Consider the following 18,191-nt stretch of genomic DNA (forward strand, 5'->3'; position numbering starts at 1 on the left):
CCGTCCCGGTGAACGGTTACAACTCGAAGAGCTTCTGCTGGTCCTGGTTTATCCCCTGAATGATGACACGGGTTCTGTTGTCGGCGACAGCGTAGTTGATCAGAAAGTCTCCTTGGGCAGATAGCTGGTCCTGATAAATACTCGAGCAGATATCTGAATAAATACCATCATCAAAGCTCCAAATCATCTGACCAGTTCTGTTCTGACTGTCAATGTCGAAGATGGTAGCTTGGCTGGTCGCGAGGTCGATGCCAGCAGGAGTGCCAGATGGGTTATTGAAACTTCTCCGTCCGTTGTTGAACAGCATCAATTTCCCTTCTTTGGTTATAGATACTGCGTGCTGCCCTATAGGCACTTGTCCTGAGGAGAGTGATAGAGCCAGCTTCTGTAAAGAAGGGTAGGAGTACCAGTGCTTGGTTTCGTCCCCCAGCAACCAGATGATCTTCCCTGTGTTGTAATCCAGTTTCACCACGAAGTTTTCACGGCTGGAGATCAGTAAGGTGTCATCAGCTGGATCATAAGTGGCTGCGTTTATGTGGAACCAGTCCGCACCATTTCTGACAAAGTTGCTGGGGTCATCCCCCTCCTGCACCATATATTCAGAAAATATCTTACCGAGGTCCCATTCTTTAATCACATTGCCAGACCCATCTATCTCAATTAAAAATGATTCTATTTTCAACGTTCCATCTGTGGTGCCATCGAGTTCAATTAACATGCCTTGTTTACCAAAGTCTATATTATGATGAAAATAAGCATCGCTACCCATAACTGTACCATTGATGTGTAAAACATCAGCCTTACCATACAGAGACAATACATCAATAGCGGTGGCTTTACCTTTTATTGTCCCTGTCCAGAATGCATTTTTTATAAAAGCAGATGAGCTGGATACTCTTTTAATGTCTGCATCCCAGCGTACCTCACCATCGACATCCATGATGATCGGAGATTTCAGTGCCCCTTTTAGATAGAAATAACTATAACTTGGTGTGACGGTGGGCTTTATGCTGATGCCAACGTTGTCATAAATACCCGCACTGTCAACATAGGTGGCCGCGGGGATCATCTTCTGAAATGAGTAGATGCTGTCATCGATATACTGAATGTCTATTGTGAGTTCATTCAGATAGTCGCTGTAGAGGCCAAATATTGGAACTTGGATACTGTTATTTGTAGCGTCAAATAGTCCATTGTTGGATAGATAGCTCCAATCATATGTGGCAGAGACAGGCTTGGCAAAATTGCCATCTTTTGTCTTTATACGGAAGGAGATGTTTTTTATTTTGCCAGTATCCAGTCCATTCATATTTAATGCCGAAATAAACACTGACGTATGCTGATCATCTTCAATAACCTGTGTCGCAGGGTCATAAGCAGATTGCTCGGCCAGAGTCTTGCTGTCATTGCTACTGTCGCATCCATATAAGCCGAAACAGCACATGCCAAGAATAAGTATTTTTTTGTGGTTCATCATAAACATCATCCCTATGTTAATGAACAAGATTCATTGTAGTGAAAAAATCATGGTTGAGTTAAAAGATAGGCCGTATATACTGGCGCCATCTTGTCGGAGTGCTGACCGTCGAACGACGCAAAGCTGAGACCGTTAATTCGGGATCCGTGGAACCTGATCAGGTTAAGACCTGCGAAGGGAAACAAGGGTAACTTGCGAGTTGCCGCGCCGGGGGAGTCGCCACTTCCCCCTTGCCAGGAGGGGGAACCCCGGGCAAGAACAGGCGCACAGGAGGGCGGTCGTCCCACCGCTTGCCCGTCAGGGCGGCGAATGTCCCCCACAAGGGGGCGGGACGGCAGAGCAGGGATGATGCATCCCGCGCTCGCTCCCTCTCGAGAGCGCACCCAGATTGCAAGTTCATCACTTCTCCTCGAACTCCAGACAAGCAAACACCCATAACTTCAACCAGTTAATGTGAGTTTTGCTATGTCTACCTCTTCTGAAAACAGCAAGTCCGTGCCCGCCAGCCGCCGGGAGCAGCGCTCCAGTGCCCAGGCCTTTATCGACAACCTCAAGGGCATGGCCCATCCCAACTCCAGACGCATTTTCATCCAGGGTTCCCGTCCCGATATCCGGGTGGGGCTGCGGGAGATCGTCCTGGCTGACACCTTCGTCGGCGGCAGCAAGGAGGAGCCCCAGTTCGAGCCGAACGATCCCGTGCCCGTCTACGACACCTCGGGGGCCTATGGGGACGAGAGCGCCGAGATAGACGTGCGCCGCGGTCTGCCGCGCCTGCGTGAAAACTGGGTGCTGGAGCGTGGCGACACCGAAGCCCTGGATGATCTCAGCTCCGCCTTCACCCAGGAGCGCCTCGCCGACGAGGGGCTGGATCACCTGCGTTTCGATAATTTGCCCAAGCCGCTGCGCGCCAAGCCGGGTCGCCGGGTGACCCAGCTGCACTACGCCCGTCAGGGGATGGTCACCCCCGAGATGGAGTTCATCGCCATTCGCGAGAACATGGGTCGCGAGCGGGTGCGCTCCGAGTTGCTGCTGCGCCAGCATCCGGGCCAGGGCTTCGGCGCCCGCCTGCCCGAGAACATCACCCCCGAATTTGTGCGCGATGAAGTGGCCGCCGGCCGCGCCATCATCCCGAGCAACATCAACCATCCGGAAGCCGAGCCCATGATCATAGGCCGCAACTTCCTGGTGAAGATCAACGCCAACATAGGCAACTCGGCGGTCACCTCCAGCATCGAGGAGGAAGTGGAGAAGCTGGTGTGGTCCACCCGTTGGGGCGCCGACACCGTCATGGATCTCTCCACCGGCCGCTACATCCACGAGACCCGCGAGTGGATACTGCGCAACAGCCCTGTGCCCATCGGCACTGTGCCCATCTATCAGGCGCTGGAGAAGACCAACGGCATCGCCGAGGATCTCACCTGGGAGCTGTTCCGCGACACCCTGCTGGAACAGGCCGAGCAGGGGGTGGACTACTTCACCATCCATGCCGGCGTGCTGCTGCACTACGTGCCCATGACCGCCAAGCGCCTCACCGGCATCGTCTCCCGTGGCGGCAGCATCATGGCCAAGTGGTGCCTCTCCCACCACAAGGAGAACTTCCTTTACCAGCATTTCCGCGAGATCTGCGAGATCTGCGCCGCCTACGACGTGGCGCTCTCTTTGGGCGACGGCCTGCGTCCGGGCTCCGTCTATGACGCCAACGACGAGGCCCAGTTCGCCGAGCTGCACACCCTGGGCGAGCTCACCAAAATCGCCTGGGAGTACGACGTCCAGGTGATGATAGAGGGGCCGGGTCACGTGCCCATGCACATGATAGAGCGCAACATGACGGAGCAGCTCGAGCACTGCCACGAGGCGCCTTTCTACACCCTGGGCCCGCTCACCACAGACATAGCCCCCGGCTACGATCACTTCACCTCCGGCATAGGCGCCGCCATGATCGGCTGGTACGGCTGCGCCATGCTCTGCTACGTCACCCCCAAGGAGCACCTGGGGCTGCCAAACAAGGAGGACGTGAAGCAGGGCCTCATCACCTACAAGATCGCCGCCCATGCCGCCGACCTTGCCAAGGGGCACCCGGGCGCCCAGATCCGCGACAACGCCATGTCCAAGGCGCGCTTCGAGTTCCGCTGGGAGGATCAGTTCAACCTGGCGCTGGATCCCGAGACCGCCCGTGCCTACCACGACGAGACCCTGCCCCAGGAGTCCGGCAAGGTGGCCCACTTCTGCTCCATGTGCGGCCCCAAGTTCTGCTCCATGAAGATCACCCAGGACGTGCGTGACTACGCCGCCAAGCTGGAAGCGGTCGAGGTGAAACTGGTGGGCATGGATGGCCAGCAGGAGCGGGTGGTGGCCGAGGTGGAAAGCGGGATGCACCGTATGGCGGAGACATTCAAGGAGAAGGGGGGCGAGCTCTACCATCAGGCGGCTGCCCTCAAAGAGGAGCAGGAAGAAGCATGAGCACCAAACCCATCGTCTGGACCATAGCCGGTTCAGATTCCGGGGGGGGTGCCGGCATTCAGGCCGATCTGCATACGATGCACGCCCTCGGGGTGCACGGCTGCTCCGTCATCTCCGCCATCACGGCCCAGAATTCGGTGGCGGTGAAGATGGTGGATCCTGTGCTGATGCAGACCTTCTGCGCCCAGATCGACGCCCTCGGCGTCGATCTGCCCCCGGCCGCCATCAAGATCGGTCTGCTGCCGACCCGGCTCCATGTGGAGGTGCTGGCCCGGCGGCTCGATACGTTAAGCGCCCCCTTCGTGGTCTATGACCCGGTGGCCATCGCCAGCACTGGCACCCCTATGGCGGAGCCCAACATGCTGGCGGCGGTGCGCGAGCACCTGTTGCCAAGGCTGTCGCTCATCACCCCCAACGGCCCCGAGCTGGAAGCCCTGACCGGCATTCCGGCGACCAACCCCGCGCTGGTAAGAGCGGGCGCGGCCAGGCTGCGGGAGCTCGGTGCCCGCGCCGTCCTGGTGAAGGGCGGTCACCTTGAGTGGGGCGGGGATCTCTGTCTGGACTACTACCAGGATGAGCTCCGCGAGTTCTGGCTCGCGGCGCCGCGCCTGAATACCCGCCATGGCCACGGCACCGGCTGCTGTTACGCCAGCGCCATCGCCGCCGTGGTGGCGCTGGATTACCCGGTGGAAGACGCCATCACCCTGGCGCGCGCCTACCTGCAACAGGGGTTGGCGGCAGCGCAGGGAGTGGGATCGGGCCCAGGCCCTATCGCCCATCTCGGTTGGCCCGGGGATCTTGCCCACTTCCCCCGCGCCGTGCTGGCGGGATCAACGCTGGATCGCCGCTTTGGCCTTTATGAGGCGAGCAGCGCTCGCCTGCCACAAGGGCCCTTTGCCTCGACCGAACACCACCTTGGCCTCTATCCGGTGGTGGATTCGGTGCAGTGGTTGGAGCGGCTGCTGGAAGCCGGGGTCAGGACACTGCAACTGCGCATCAAGGATCTGCCCGCCGATGCAGTGATGCCCGCCATTGCAGCGGCGGTGGCCCTGGGGAGCCGCTTCGGGGCCCGGCTCTTTATCAATGATTACTGGCAGCAGGCCATCGAGGCTGGTGCTTACGGTGTGCATCTGGGTCAGGAGGATATGGAAACGGCGGATCTCGCCGCCATCCAGGCCGCCGGGCTGTGCCTTGGCATCTCCACCCACGGCTACTTCGAGCTGATGCGGGCCCGCGAACTCGCCCCCTCCTATATAGCGCTCGGCCATATCTTCCCCACCAATACCAAGGCGATGCCGTCCCGCCCCCAGGGGCTGGTGCGGTTGCATCACTACCGCGCCCTGATGCAGGCCTGGCCGACTGTCGCCATCGGCGGCATCGGCGAGGATCGCGTGGTTGCGGTGCAGGCAAGCGGGGTCGGCAGTATCGCCCTGGTCTCCGCCATCACAGGGAGTGACGACTGGCGAGGGGCCACGGCTCGTCTGCTGGCTGCCGTGGGGGCCGGGGATCCGGCGCGCTCCGCCAGAGCAGCGCAGGAGGTGGAACATGCTCTCTGACGAGGCGTCGCTGAGTGACGAAGAGTACCTGAGATACGGCAGGCAGCTGATGCTGGCCGAGATAGGGGAAGAGGGGCAGGTGAGGCTCAAGGGCAAGTCGGTGCTGATCGTCGGCCTGGGTGGCCTCGGTTCGCCGCTGGCCCTCTATCTCGCCGGGGCCGGGGTGGGGACGCTCTGGCTCGCCGACGGCGACACCCTGGATTCCAGCAACCTGCCGCGCCAGATCCTGTTCGATGGGGAGGGGCTGCGCCGCTCCAAGGCGGAGCTGGCCCGGGAGCGGTTGGCTGCCCACAACCCCCATGTGGAGCTGATCGCCATCAACCAGCGTCTCGATGGGACTAGCCTGCCCGGCTTCGTGGCCGAGGTGGATCTGGTTGTCGACTGCTGCGACAACCTCGCCAGCCGCCACGCCATCAACGCCGCCTGCGTCGAGCAGGGCAAGCCCTGGATCTCGGCGGCCGCCGTCGGCTGGCAGGGTCAGCTGATGGCGCGCAGCGCCCCTGAGCATGCCTGCTACGCCTGCCTCTACCCGGCTGATACCGAAGTAAGGGAGAGCTGCCAGAGCAGCGGCGTCACCGGCCCCCTGGTGGGGGTGATGGGCTCATTGCAGGCGCTGGAAGCACTCAAGCTGCTGCTGGGGCGCCCCAGCCCGGTGGCGGGCACCCTGCGCCGCTTCGATGCCCTGGCCCATGAATGGCAGACCTTGCGCCTGCCCGCCGACCCCGACTGCCCGGTCTGCGGCAGCACCAACCCGGCCCTGAAGGATTAACCATGAAGATCCGATTGAACGATATCGAGCTGACGCTGCCCACCGGCCAGCGCCTGACTGAGTTGCTGGCGGTGCAGGAGATTGCTCCTCAGGGGGTGGCGGTGGCCCTCAACGGCGCCGTGTTGCCCCGCAGCCGCTGGCCAGACACCCGCCTCAATGACGGGGACGAGATCCACCTTTTCACTGCCATCGCCGGAGGCTGAGATGCTGACCATAGCGAACCATATCTTCTCATCGCGCCTCTTTACCGGCACCGGCAAGTTTGCCCGTCCCGACTTGATGGCGGCCGCCATAGCGGCGAGCGGCTCCCAGCTGGTGACCATGGCCATCAAGCGCCTCGAGCCCGGCAAGCGCCACGATGATATCCTCACGCCGCTGCTGGCCCTCGGGGTCAAGCTGTTGCCCAACACCTCCGGCGCCAAGACAGCCGCCGAGGCGGTGTTTGCCGCCCACCTGGCCCGAGAGGCGCTCGGCACAAACTGGCTCAAGCTGGAGATCCACCCCGATCCCAAATACCTGCTGCCAGACCCCATAGAGACCCTCAAGGCCGCCGAACAACTGGTGAAAGAGGGCTTCGTGGTGCTGCCCTATTGCGGCGCCGATCCCGTGCTCTGCAAACGGCTCGAAGAGGTGGGCTGCGCCGCCGTCATGCCGCTGGGCGCCCCCATCGGCTCCAATCAGGGGCTGGTGACCCGGGAGTTCCTCTCCATCATCGTCGAGCAGGCCAAGGTGCCCGTGGTGGTGGATGCGGGCATAGGTGCCCCTAGCCATGCGACCGCCGCCTTCGAGCTCGGCGCCGATGCGGTGCTGGTCAACACGGCGATTGCCGTGAGCGGCGATCCGGTCGCCATGGGCCGTGCCTTCGCGCTGGCCTGCGAGGCCGGTCGCAGCGCCTATAAGGCGGGCCTCGGGGCGCGCGGCAGCCAGGCTCAGGCCTCCAGCCCCCTGACCGATTTTCTGGGGGCGCTATGAGTCATGAGGCTGGAACGATGAGTGACTTCGAGCCTTTCGCACCACCCCAAGTGCGCCCGAGTGATAGCTCCCCTCTCCCTTTGGGAGAGGGGTTGGGGGTGAGGGCTGAGGAGCCTTCCTTTATCGACCGCTGGCAGGAGCTGGACTGGGACGACGTGGGCATGCAGATCCGCGCCAAGACGGCCCTGGATGTGGAGCGTGCCCTGAGCGCACCGCGCCGCACCCTGAGCGATTTTATGGCGCTGATCTCCCCGGCCGCCGAGCCCTTCCTACCCCGGATGGCGGAGCTGGCTGAGCGCCTCACCCGCCAGCGTTTCGGCAACACAGTGGGTTTTTACGTGCCGCTCTATCTATCGAACCTGTGCGCCAACGACTGCTCCTACTGCGGCTTCTCCATGAGCAACCGCTTGAAGCGCAAGACCCTGAATAGCGAAGAGATCGAGCGCGAGTGCCTGGCCCTCAAGGCGCGCGGCTTCGACAGCGTGCTGCTGGTGACCGGCGAGCACGAGACCAAGGTCGGCATGGACTACTTTCGCGAGCATCTGCCACGGATCCGCCGCCACTTCAGTACCCTGGCGATGGAGGTGCAGCCCCTGTCGCAAGCGGAATATGCCGAGCTGAAAACCTTGGGATTAGATGCCGTTATGGTCTACCAGGAGACCTATCACGCCCCCGCCTACGCCCGCCATCACCTGCGCGGCAACAAGCAGGACATCGCGTGGCGCCTCGCCACCCCGGACCGGCTGGGGCGCGCCGGCATCGACAAGATTGGCCTGGGGGCGCTGATCGGCCTGTCACCGGACTGGCGCGCCGACAGCTACTTCGTGGCCGAGCACCTCGCCTGGATGGAGCGCCACCACTGGCAGAGCCGCTATTCCCTCTCCTTCCCGCGGCTGCGCCCCTGCACCGGGGGGCTGGAGCCCGAGGTGACCATGTCGGACCGCCAGCTGGTGCAGCTTATCTGCGCCTGGCGCCTCTTCTCGCCGACCCTGGACTTGTCCCTCTCCACCCGAGAGTCCCCGGCGTTTCGCAACGGCGCCCTGCGCCTTGGCATCACCCAGATGTCGGCGGAATCGCGCACCCAGCCGGGCGGCTACGCCGAAGGGGATGCGGAGGAGCTGGAGCAGTTTGCCATCCACGACGATCGCACCCTGGGCGACGTGGCCGATGCCGTGCGGCAGGCCGGGTTGCAGCCGGTGTTCAAGGACTGGGAATCGTTTTTGGGCCGATAGGGGCGCCAGGCCCCCTTTATCGGTGGCATCCGGGGCGTTCAGCCAGACTCCGTGCCTGTGGCAAGCAGGCACGGCTGCGCCGTGCAATCGTAGGGTCGATTAGCCGGTAGGCGTAATCGTCCGTTCCGAGGCATGGTGTTGGCGGCAGGAGCCGTTGTGTATGGCACGGCCTTGCCGTGCAGGACGCGAGGCCGCTGGCCTCGAAGGGGTTTCGCCCGCCCTTCGGGCTGGGGCGAGTGACTTTGGAAAGACCCAAAGTCACCAAAGGTCTTTTCCCCCGCCAATCCGACCGCTGCGCGGTTTCCCTCGGGTCAGGTGCAAGGTCGGACGGACCGCCGCAGACGGCACTTTGGCCTTCGCCATCCATGGCTTCGGCCAAAGTCCGCTTCGAACATCCTGTTCTCGCGCCAAATCGGGTCGAGCTGTGCTCGCCCTTTCCCGATCTGGCCCCTGTGCCGGCAGCGTCTGCGCCATCATCCCTGATGGCGCTCCTGACCTTGCCTCTTCCCCTCGGCGGACTGGAGGGGGAACCAAAACCGTGCCCACCATAACCTCAGGGGGTAGTCGTAGGGGGCAATAAGCGGAGCGCATTGCACCGCTTTTGTTTGGTGGGGAGATCGAGGTGCAATTCACTTCGTTCATTGCACCCTACGTTTTGCTCCGTTTGAACCACATTTAACGACATGGTTGATTGTGGATTGGGCAAGGCATGGCGAATTACAAACGGGCATGGCAACCGGGGGGAACCTGGTTTTTTACGGTCGTGCTGGCTGAACGTCAGAACAACCATCTACTGGTCGAACGGATCGATCTGTTGAGAAAGGTTGTCAGGGAGGTGCAAGAGAATCATCCATTCCGGATCCACGGCTGGGTTGTCTTGCCCGAACATCTGCATGCCTTGCTTGAGCTGCCGGAAGGGGATACCAATTTTCCGTTGCGCTGGCGCCAAATCAAAAGCAAGTTTTCACGAGCAATCCCCAATTCGGAGGCTCGCTCAGAATCTCGTTGGCGTCGTGGTGAGCGGGGTATTTGGCAGCGTCGCTATTGGGAGCATCTGATCCGCGATCAGGAAGATTTCAATCATCATCTCGATTACATCCACATCAATCCCGTCAAACATGGATTGGTTACAGCCCCAAAAGATTGGCCATATTCCACCTTCCATCGTTGGGTTCAGCAGGGCAGGTATCCATTATCATGGGGCGATACCTCCATGCCAGAATATGAAATGCCACACGACAATAAATAGTCGGCATTAACGTGGTTAACGTAGGGTGCAATAAGCGGAGCGCATTGCACCTCCTTTTTAATCTCGAGACATAGAGGTGCTACCATCTTGAATGTAGCTTTTGGTGTGGAGTCATTGGAGCGCCAGCATAGCCATCCAATAAGTTTGGGTTTTTATCCAAATATTCGCGAGCCCAAGGTTGTAGATTAAATGCAAAACCATTACGCATATCGCCCATTCTTGCTGCCAGATAGGTAATACCTTTTGCACGTAGTCCAGCCATTACTCCATCATCCATACCAACATAAACCGTGTTCTGCTGTTCTTCTATGTATGCTATCAGGTAACCTTTTTCCTCTGGAGTCAAATTATGAAGTACCGCCTGTCGTTTCTTGAGTGTTTGTCTCTGACGATATCCCTGCATCAAAAAATGGAATAGTCTGGCTGCGCAAAATGATAGCGTGAGTAGAAAAGCCGGGCCCAAAAAAACTCTATATTCATTTCTAAAGCCGTCTACAGCTAGAGTTTTAGAATATCCTTCTGGCAAAAATAAAATGAGACCAAGAACAGATATAATGGCTACTAAGAATGCAGCTGGTATTTTTATGAAATAGTCAGAAAACGCTGTCAGTTTATCAATCATTGTTTCGCTTTCTCCTGAAAATTATCAAAATTACTATCATGACATGTAGACCAGTGTACTTCCGATGGAATTATGAATGAAGCATTGGAGTCTTTTGATGTGATATGCCCAGTGTTGTTATGAGCTGCACCTACTTGGTGACGACGTTTTACCACTACAGCCGCACATTTTTTGATGCGAGTCTTACCCTATTCGCCCTGATTACTCCCTATAACCCCACCGTCTCCAACTCACTAATGTCCCCGCCGCTGATCAATTTCAAATTCCGGCTGATCTGTTCCACCGGCCAGTCCCACCAAGCGAGGGCGTTGAGACGGGCTATGGTGTCGTCGTCGAAGCGGTAGCGGATCACTTTTGTGGGGTTGCCGCCGACGACGGCGTAGTCGGGCACGTCGGTGGTGACCACGGAGCGGGCGGCGATGATGGCGCCGTTGCCGACCCTGACGCCCGGCATGATCAGGGCGTCATAGCCAATCCAGACATCGTTGCCGATGACGGTATCTCCCTTGTAGGGGAGGCTGCCCGGTGCGGGGGCGGCGCTCTCCCAGCCGTTGCCGAAGATGAAGAAGGGGTAGGTGGAGAAGCCGGAGCTCTGGTGGTTGGCACCGTTCATGATGAACTTGACCCCGCGGGCGATGGCGCAGAACTTGCCGATGATCAGCTTGTCGCCGATGAAGGGGAAGTGGTAGAGGACGTTGCGCTCAAAGCCTGCGGAATCCTCCGGGTCGTCGTAGTAGCTGTAGTCGCCCACCTCGATATTGGGCCCCTTGATGGTGTTCTTGATAAAGCACATCTGGGGGAAGCCCTCCATGGGGTGGGGATTGGCGGGGTCGGGTCCGTGCATGGGGTGCTCCTCTGGGATCTGGGCTCAGGCTACCCTAACGGAACCGGACGGCCCCTCGCCACCTTTTTGTACGGCCCGGTTCGCCAACCTTTGTCGCCCCCGTCCCATATGCGCATCGACCCGGGGCCGGTTTATCTCTAGCATGGGAGGGAGGCGGAGCCGGGCTCCGTCATGCGGGCTTTTGGCGAAGTCCGTTCCACGGACTTCTGGCGGAGAGAAAAGATGAAGCTGCGTTCCTTGTTGATGGTGGGTGCCCTGCTGCTGGGCGGTTGTGCGGTCAATCCTTATGGCGGCACCCCGGCGCCGGTCGGCGAACCGGACAAGCCGGTGAGTCAGCCAGAGAAACCGGTGGCTGAACCCGAGGCGGTCAAGCCGCCGCCCAAACCCGTGGCACCGACCGGGCTGGCGGTCGCCATGGCGGATGCTTTCTTGAAGGCCCCCGAGGTGCAGGCACTGACCCGGGACGGCAGCCCTGTGCTGCTGTTGATGGCCCCTCAGAACGGCACGGGTGAGTCGTTCAACACCCAGTCCATGGCGGTGGCCATGATCCAGCGGATTCAGAAACAGGGCGGCTTTAGCTTCGCCGATCCCGGCCAGGTATCAGCCATCACCAGCCAGCTCGAGTATCAGCAGGGGGGGATGAATCCGGCCTCTTTGGTGCGTCTGGGTCGCCAGACCGGGGCCGGTTACATGCTCTACGGGGATCTCGTCTCCGAGGGGGGCCGCTACCGCCTCGCCATGAGCCTGATGGATCTGAAGAGCGGCGAGCTGCTCTGGAGCGGGAACCGCTCTGCCAGCCGCTGATCCCCTCATCACGGTCACCGAAAACGCCATCGAGCTCCTCTCGATGGCGTTTTTGTATCAAGGCGCCAGCGCGCTCGCCGCGAGCGCCTGTCATGGGCCGAGGGGCGCCATATCCCCCTTGCGGGTACTGACTGCGGGCCCGGGGGATAGCCGTTCACTACCGCACCCGCGGGTTCTGCCTCCACGTTGCCACGGCGTCCGGGCCGTATGCGATACTGCACGGGTCGTGTATAACAGACAACACAGGGCCCTCCCCGCAGACAAAAAGGAGCACAGATGGCGCTCTCAGTGGCACAACTCTATGAAGTGATGACCCAGCTGCCCGATCCCGTCTTCATTCTCAGTGAAGATGGTCATTACATCGAGTACATCGGCGGGGTGGAGCAGCAGTCATACCAGGATGGCAACCCGCTGATCGGCAAGCGGTTGTTCGACGTGCTGCCGGCAGACAAGGCGTTCTGGGTGATGGAGCAGGTGGCGCGTGCCCTGGCCAGCGGCCAGGTGCAGGTGGTGGAGTACGATCTCTCCCCCGCCGAGGTGGATGGCATCGATGCCGAGGCGGGTCCCCAGGGGATGCAGCGCTTCGAGGGCAAGATAGCGCCGCTGCCCTCCCTCTATGACGGCAAGCGGGCCGTGGCCTGGATGACCCGCAACATCACCCGCCAGCACGAGCTGCAGCGGCGGCTCAAGCGGCTTGGGGAGACGGATCAGCTCACCGGCCTCTACAATCGCCACTTCTTCTTCGATCAGTACCACCAGAGGGTGCAGGGTCAGCCGCTCACCGGCCTCATCATGCTGGATCTCGATCACTTCAAGCAGATCAACGATCGTTACGGCCATCAGGCCGGGGACAAGGTGTTGTGCCGCGTCTGCGACTGCGTGTCCGCCCAGTTGCGGGGAGAGGATCTGTTCGTGCGCAGCGGCGGCGAGGAGTTTCTGATCCTGCTGCCGCAGATAGACGAGGAGATATTGCTGAAGGTGGCGGAGCGGATCCGCGCCGCGGTGGCGGCCATGGAGCCGGATCCGGCCCCCGTCACAGTCAGTCTGGGCACCACCCTGATCCGGCCGGGGGAAGATCTCGGCACAGTGCTGGCCCGGGCGGACGAGTGGCTTTATCGGGCCAAGCGGGGCGGGCGCAACCAGGTGGCCCATGACGGGGATCCCTGAACATCACCCAGGCTTGCAACGAAGGAGGGCGACCCTGTGTCGCCCTCCTTCATTTGTCTGTGTCTGCGCCCGTCTCAGCCAAACAGCGTCGAGATGTTCTGGCCCGCCATCAGCAGGCCGATGGCCAGCACGCTGAACCAGACCAGGGTGGCAGTGACCAGGGCGTAGCCGAGGGCGACGAAGAGGCCGTCCCGTTGCAGCATGCCGATGGCCAGCAGCAGTATGGCCCAGGCGGGCATGGCGTTGGTGAAGGGAATGGCGCCGAGCGGCAGCATCAGCAGCAGGGCCGCCAGCATGATCAGCAGGCCGTTGCAGCGATTGATTGTGGAGCTGCCGGTCAGCAGCAGCAGGCGCGGCCGGATGAAACGGTCGATGCGGGCCAGCAGATCGGCCCCCTTGTGCAGGGCTGGCTTGAGGTGCTCGGCGGCGAAGCGGCGCTCCATCAGGATGGCGGGCAGCCAGGGTACCCGGTTGAGGGTGATGCCGATGCCGATGAAGAGGATCAGCAGGCCAAAGGGCGTACTGACGCCCGGGATGGAGACCGGCAACAGGAAGGGGACGGTGAGCAGCACGCAAAACAGCAGCATGCCCTGCTCACCCACCAGGGCCAGCATCTCCTTGAGGCTGATGTGGCTCTCCTCGATGGCGTGGGCGGTGGCCCTCAGGGTATCGGAGAGCGTGCTTTGTGGGTCGTTGAGTTGCGCGGCAACCATTCCTGAGATCCTCATCCTGTTGATGCCACCCCTGTGGCGCCGTCAGCTTACGTGGCAGAGGTTAATCCCAGATGAATAATGTGAGCCGGCGCAAGTTTTGATGGAAAGAGAGGGCAGGGAACGGGGGCGGGGGCGGGTCGCCAAAATGGGGCGATACAGCCACCATCCAGGGTCGGATGGAACAGGCTCTGATATGCTTTTGACGCAATCCATGCAACTAGGGAGAAGAGCGTGACGCGAGCGACGATGATGGTGCTGGGACTGTGCTTGCCGCTGACGGGCTGGGCGGTCGAGCCTGCCGCGCCGGGTTGGCAGCTGACCCCTTTCCTGGGTTATAGCTCGTCCATCGACTTCGAGGCGATGGATGAACCCGCCCCCACGCCCCACGTAGGCTCCCTGCAGGGGGAGAGCTCGGGCAACTGGGGCCTCTTCATCAGCCGGGAGGTGGATGATCCCGGCATGATAGAGCTGCTCTACAGCCATCAATCCACCCCCGTCTCCCCGGATCAGCCGGACAGGCTGACGGTGGATACCCTGCACTTCGCCGGGGCCCTGACCCTCTCGGACAACCTGATGGCGCCCTATATAGGCGCCGGGATCGGGGTGACCCGCTTCGATGCCTACGACAGCGAGACGGCCCCCTCCATGTCCCTGGCGCTCGGGGTACAGCCGCGCCTGGGGGAACATCTGGCGCTGCGGGCCGAGGTGCGCGGCTACGGCTCCCTGCTCAACGACGACAGCGCATTTCTCTGCAACCCCGAGGTCTGCGCCTTCCGGGTGCGGGGGGATCTGCTCACCCAGTGGCAGGCCAATATCGGCTTGACCCTGAGGTTCTGAGCCCCATGATGGGGCTCCCTTAATCAGACAAGGTGATGTGACCCTGTGCTACCCCTGCCCCGTGAACTGCCCGTTCTGCTGACCCCCAGGCTGCTGCTGCGCCCGCTCGGCGTGCAGGACAGTGCTGATCTGTTCGCCATCTACGGGGATCCCGAGGTGATGCGCTTCGTCGGGGAGCAGCCGTTTCCTGAACTTGCTACCGTCTCGCAGATGCTGGCAAGCGTCGAACGTTTGCTGGCTGTAGGGGAATCCCTGGAATGGGGATTGGTCCTGCGGGAGAGTGGCCACCTCGTCGGCACCTGCGGCCTGCACAGCTTCGAGACCGGTCTGCCTCAGGCAGAGCTCGGCTGCATGCTGGCACGCAGCCATTGGGGACGGGGCCTGATGGGCGAGGCGCTGAGCGCTGTGATGGAGTATGCCGGGGAGCTTGGCATTCATACCCTGCTTGCTGATATCGAGCCGGACAATCTGCCCAGCCAGCGGCTGTTCCGGCGGCTGGACTTCGTCTGGCAGCAGGGCACCCTCTACCGGCTGGAGCGATAGGCGGGGATCAGGAGATGCCCCTGGTGATGCGGCTCAGGGGCTCGTTGACGTCAAACACCTTGTACTGCACCGCGCTGGCGCCCATGGCGAGCACCCGCTGCTCGTGCATGGTGGCGTAGGCGAGGGCGCTCGCCTCATCCTCGAACAGATAGATGCCGCCCGCCTCGCCGGTGCGCGGATTCTCGGTCCAGATCTTGGAGATGAAGCCCGGCTCCCGGGTGATGGACTCGGCCAGCGGCATGGCGGCGGCTGTCAGTGCCGGCCCCATCTGCTCGGGGGGGAAATTGAAATGGATTTGCAGCAAACTGGGCATGATGCACCTCTCGTGTGGATGGAGTGACAGAGTCCGCATCATAGGAAGCCGGCATCTTGTCCGCAAGAAGGCACCTTTTGGTGGCATAGTTACCCCAAAGTAACCACTCGCGAGTCATCCCTTGTCCTCACTGCCTTGCCCCGCCTATCAGGTATTGCGCCTGCTCGCCGGTAAATGGAAACCGGCCATCCTGTTTCATCTGCGCAGCCAGACCCTGCGTTTCGGCGACCTGCGCCGCTGCCTCCCCGAGGTGAGCCAGAAGGTGCTCACCGCCCAGCTCAAGGAGCTGGAGAGCGACGGCGTCATCATTCGCACCCTCTATCCCGACGTCCCGCCCCGGGTCGAATACGCCCTGAGCCCGCTCGGGGTGGCCCTTCTCCCCCTGCTGCAGCAGATGCACGACTTTGCGCTGAACCACGGCGATCTGCTGGCACCGAGCGACGCGGCGGTGGCCCGCGAAGAACCTCATCCCACCGAGCCCAGTTAATCCCGCGCCGACCAGACCATTACCCACTCGGCGCAGCCGGTGTGGGGATCCAGGGCGTCGGCCGCAACCTGAAATCCTTGCGAGCGATAGAAGTCGCAAGCAGTCCGGTTCTGCTGATAGACCTGCAGCCGCAGGGCCGGCAACTGCCCCTTGGCGTGCTCGAGCAGAGCCTTGCCCAGCCCTTTCCCTTGCTGCGCGGGGGCCACGAAGAGGGCTGCCAGGGAGCCCTCGTGGAGGGAGTAGAAGCCAAGCAGCTGGTCACCCAGGCAGAGTACCTGGCTGTCGGCGGCGGGCAGGTAGATCTCCCGCATCGGCGCCAGGTTGACGTGCCAGTAGCTCGGCTCGATGAAGTGGTGGGCCTGCAGGGAGGCTTCCAGCCAGATGGCGAGGACGGCCTCGGTGTCGACCGGGGTGAAGGGGCGGATCTGCATATGTGTCTCGTCTGGATTCGTCAAAAGAGGGGCATGGTAGCAGCACAGATCCCGTCGTCACCCGCTAGCGGGTCAAAGTGATGCCCCTGTAACAAAAAAGGCGACCCGCAGGTCGCCTGTTGCCGTTAGCGGGCGTAGGGGAGAGATCTGCCTCCCTCCCATGCCTTGTTCCCCTTCAGCGGGCCCGCAGCAGCCAGCCGCTGATCCGGTTCGTCGCCAGCAGTCGGCAGGCGAGCAGGGAGAGCACCAGCAGCACCGGCACCTTCACCAGCTCCCACCACAGCAGCTTGCCCTGGGGGCCGAACACCATCAGCCAGACCACCAGCATCATGTGCAGGCAGTAGAGACCCAACACTTTGGGGGCCTGGCGCTCGAGCCAGCTGCCTCTGCCCCAGTTTGGGTTGGCCAGCAGCAGGCCGAACAGGCCGAGCGCCCAGGGCAGGGAGCCGAGCAGAAAGTCGTGACGGTTGAGGGGCACGGCGGCGAAATGCAGCAGGCCCTCGGCCTCCAGGGCATAGAGCCCCATCCCCGCCACCATCAGCAGGGCGCTGCGCCTGGCATCCGGTTGCCAGCCACGCAGGCGCAGCTCGGCACCAAGCGCCACGAACAACAGCGAGAAGAAGGGGCCGTTGCGGGTCAGCAGGGCCCACTCGCCCCCTGGCAGCAACGGGCCATAGGAGCCGCCGATCAGGGCCAGCCCGTAGAGCAGGGCGCCCGCCACCAGAGCCAGTCGGGGCAGCCTGACTCGCCAGCAGAGGGCCAGCAGCAGGACGGCCAGCATCAGGGCGGGCAGGAACCAGAGGTGGACCATGCCACCCACCCACCAGGCGTTGAGAGGATCCCCCAGCTGCATCTGCCACTGGCCCGCCATGCTGGTCAGATAGCCTTCCGTCATGGCCGCGACCGGGTTGAAGGGCACCAGCAGATAGAGCAGGCTCCAGGCGAGCCAGAGTCCCAGCAGGGGGCGGCAGTAGCGCAACGCCACCGCCATGGGCTTGCCTGCGGCGAGGGCGGGTTGCAGGAAGTAGCCGGCGCAGAGGAAGAACAGCGGCACCGCGAAGCGGCACAGCTGGTTGATGATGGCCCCGAGCCAGAGGTAGGGGGTGCCGTCCCAGAGGGTGGGATCGAACGGATTGCTGAAGGGGGAGAGGTGAATGGTCATCACGGCCAGGATGGCCAGGACTCGCCCGCACTCGATGCTGGAGATGCGCATGATGGTTTCCGACGGCTGAAACCCGGCACCCTAGCAGCCGGGCACATGCCTCTTCCAGCCGGGGGGCCGCCAACTGTGACCCCCGTCGGTGGCCGGTTACCCTTTGTTACCCGGGGGATGGGCAGGGTTACCCCGGGTGGGAGGCGGATCCCGTTTTGGTGTCGGTAGAAGCCCTAGAGCAGGGCGACCAGCGCTGTCGCGATGGCGCCCGTCAGCAGCAGGGCGATGCCACGGCCGGCCGGGCCGTGCAGCTTGTTCCACATCAGCAAACTGGTGAGGGCCAGCAGCAGCATGGAGAGGGCCGCGAGATCGCCGACCAGTTGCCAGGCCAGACCGGTGCCCATGCCGCGATGCAGCCGGTTGAGGCTGGCGGCGAGGTTGGCCCGCTGCAGTTCGGTCTGCACCAGCAGGGTACCCTCCACATAACTGGCGGCCAGGCTCTGGCTGAGGGTGACGCCGCGCAGCTCCCAGCGCGCCGGCAGGGTAAGGGGGCCTGTGGGGG

General features: G+C 61.9%; 20 protein-coding genes and 1 riboswitch. Of the genes, 12 read left to right on the top strand and 8 right to left on the bottom strand.

Features of this window, described 5'->3' with window-relative positions:
- Positions 1-16: 16 nt before the first annotated feature.
- Positions 17-1,477 (bottom strand): aryl-sulfate sulfotransferase, encoded by a 1,461-nt coding sequence (locus BN1127_RS21525; RefSeq protein ID WP_197069648.1) that lies wholly within the window; start codon positions 1,475-1,477, stop codon positions 17-19.
- A gap of 84 nt (positions 1,478-1,561) precedes the next feature.
- Positions 1,562-1,675, top strand: a riboswitch (TPP riboswitch).
- 267 nt (positions 1,676-1,942) lie between these two features.
- On the opposite strand from BN1127_RS21525, the gene thiC reads away from it, so the two are divergent.
- From thiC to BN1127_RS21530, 7 genes are all read left to right on the top strand, one after another.
- Positions 1,943-3,937, top strand: coding sequence for a phosphomethylpyrimidine synthase ThiC (gene thiC / locus BN1127_RS12770; RefSeq protein ID WP_042649714.1), 1,995 nt, complete (start codon positions 1,943-1,945; stop codon positions 3,935-3,937).
- On the top strand, positions 3,934-5,493 hold the full coding sequence (thiE, locus tag BN1127_RS12775; RefSeq protein ID WP_042649715.1) for a thiamine phosphate synthase: 1,560 nt from the start codon (positions 3,934-3,936) through the stop codon (positions 5,491-5,493). Before thiC ends, thiE begins: the two co-directional genes overlap by 4 nt.
- On the top strand, positions 5,483-6,262 hold the full coding sequence (locus BN1127_RS12780) for a HesA/MoeB/ThiF family protein (protein ID WP_042649716.1): 780 nt from the start codon (positions 5,483-5,485) through the stop codon (positions 6,260-6,262). Before thiE ends, BN1127_RS12780 begins: the two co-directional genes overlap by 11 nt.
- Positions 6,263-6,264: 2 nt before the next feature.
- A complete protein-coding gene (gene thiS, locus BN1127_RS12785) occupies positions 6,265-6,465 on the top strand; it encodes a sulfur carrier protein ThiS (protein WP_005331003.1) in 201 nt (66 codons plus the stop codon).
- A 1-nt stretch (position 6,466) separates the two neighbouring features.
- Positions 6,467-7,234: a thiazole synthase gene (locus BN1127_RS12790; protein ID WP_042649717.1), complete on the top strand. Its 768-nt coding sequence runs from the start codon at positions 6,467-6,469 to the stop codon at positions 7,232-7,234.
- Between the two features lie 17 nt (positions 7,235-7,251).
- On the top strand, positions 7,252-8,466 hold the full coding sequence (thiH, locus tag BN1127_RS12795) for a 2-iminoacetate synthase ThiH (protein WP_082030089.1): 1,215 nt from the start codon (positions 7,252-7,254) through the stop codon (positions 8,464-8,466).
- 709 nt (positions 8,467-9,175) lie between these two features.
- Entirely contained in the window at positions 9,176-9,715 is a 540-nt protein-coding gene (locus BN1127_RS21530) for an REP-associated tyrosine transposase (protein ID WP_082030090.1), read from the top strand.
- Between the two features lie 79 nt (positions 9,716-9,794).
- On the opposite strand, the gene BN1127_RS21535 is transcribed toward BN1127_RS21530, so the two are convergent.
- Both BN1127_RS21535 and BN1127_RS12800 read right to left on the bottom strand, forming a co-directional pair.
- On the bottom strand, positions 9,795-10,337 hold the full coding sequence (locus tag BN1127_RS21535) for a superinfection exclusion B family protein (RefSeq protein ID WP_197069649.1): 543 nt from the start codon (positions 10,335-10,337) through the stop codon (positions 9,795-9,797).
- A 208-nt stretch (positions 10,338-10,545) separates the two neighbouring features.
- Complete coding sequence (locus tag BN1127_RS12800; RefSeq protein WP_042649718.1) at positions 10,546-11,181, bottom strand: Vat family streptogramin A O-acetyltransferase; 636 nt, start codon at positions 11,179-11,181, stop codon at positions 10,546-10,548.
- A 222-nt stretch (positions 11,182-11,403) separates the two neighbouring features.
- Between BN1127_RS12800 and BN1127_RS12805 the strand changes: the two genes are divergently transcribed.
- Positions 11,404-11,985: a hypothetical protein gene (locus BN1127_RS12805; protein ID WP_042649719.1), complete on the top strand. Its 582-nt coding sequence runs from the start codon at positions 11,404-11,406 to the stop codon at positions 11,983-11,985.
- A 276-nt stretch (positions 11,986-12,261) separates the two neighbouring features.
- Entirely contained in the window at positions 12,262-13,152 is an 891-nt protein-coding gene (locus tag BN1127_RS12810; RefSeq protein WP_042649720.1) for a sensor domain-containing diguanylate cyclase, read from the top strand.
- Positions 13,153-13,226: 74 nt separating this feature from the next.
- On the opposite strand, the gene BN1127_RS12815 is transcribed toward BN1127_RS12810, so the two are convergent.
- Entirely contained in the window at positions 13,227-13,865 is a 639-nt protein-coding gene (locus BN1127_RS12815; RefSeq protein WP_005328986.1) for an exopolysaccharide biosynthesis protein, read from the bottom strand.
- A 231-nt stretch (positions 13,866-14,096) separates the two neighbouring features.
- Between BN1127_RS12815 and BN1127_RS12820 the strand changes: the two genes are divergently transcribed.
- Positions 14,097-14,702 (top strand): outer membrane beta-barrel protein, encoded by a 606-nt coding sequence (locus tag BN1127_RS12820; protein WP_042649721.1) that lies wholly within the window; start codon positions 14,097-14,099, stop codon positions 14,700-14,702.
- A gap of 45 nt (positions 14,703-14,747) precedes the next feature.
- A complete protein-coding gene (locus BN1127_RS12825) occupies positions 14,748-15,245 on the top strand; it encodes a GNAT family N-acetyltransferase (protein ID WP_042649722.1) in 498 nt (165 codons plus the stop codon).
- A 7-nt stretch (positions 15,246-15,252) separates the two neighbouring features.
- On the opposite strand, the gene BN1127_RS12830 is transcribed toward BN1127_RS12825, so the two are convergent.
- The gene (locus BN1127_RS12830) at positions 15,253-15,558 is read right to left on the bottom strand and encodes a monooxygenase (protein WP_042649723.1); all 306 of its coding nucleotides are present in this window, start codon (positions 15,556-15,558) and stop codon (positions 15,253-15,255) included.
- Between the two features lie 121 nt (positions 15,559-15,679).
- Between BN1127_RS12830 and BN1127_RS12835 the strand changes: the two genes are divergently transcribed.
- Positions 15,680-16,045 carry a winged helix-turn-helix transcriptional regulator gene (locus BN1127_RS12835; protein ID WP_042649724.1) on the top strand — a complete coding sequence of 122 codons (366 nt, stop codon included), beginning with the start codon at positions 15,680-15,682 and terminating at the stop codon, positions 16,043-16,045.
- On the opposite strand, the gene BN1127_RS12840 is transcribed toward BN1127_RS12835, so the two are convergent.
- From BN1127_RS12840 to BN1127_RS12850, 3 genes are all read right to left on the bottom strand, one after another.
- Entirely contained in the window at positions 16,042-16,476 is a 435-nt protein-coding gene (locus BN1127_RS12840; RefSeq protein WP_042649725.1) for an N-acetyltransferase, read from the bottom strand. The two genes, BN1127_RS12835 and BN1127_RS12840, sit on opposite strands and share 4 nt — an antisense overlap.
- A 175-nt stretch (positions 16,477-16,651) precedes the next feature.
- Complete coding sequence (locus tag BN1127_RS12845; RefSeq protein ID WP_042649726.1) at positions 16,652-17,689, bottom strand: acyltransferase family protein; 1,038 nt, start codon at positions 17,687-17,689, stop codon at positions 16,652-16,654.
- 173 nt (positions 17,690-17,862) lie between these two features.
- Positions 17,863-18,191: PepSY-associated TM helix domain-containing protein (locus tag BN1127_RS12850; RefSeq protein ID WP_042649727.1), on the bottom strand; the 329-nt coding region annotated here is incomplete at its 5' end.

Origin of the sequence: Aeromonas media, assembly GCF_000819985.1 — a bacterium.
In the GTDB taxonomy this organism is placed as follows: domain Bacteria; phylum Pseudomonadota; class Gammaproteobacteria; order Enterobacterales; family Aeromonadaceae; genus Aeromonas; species Aeromonas media.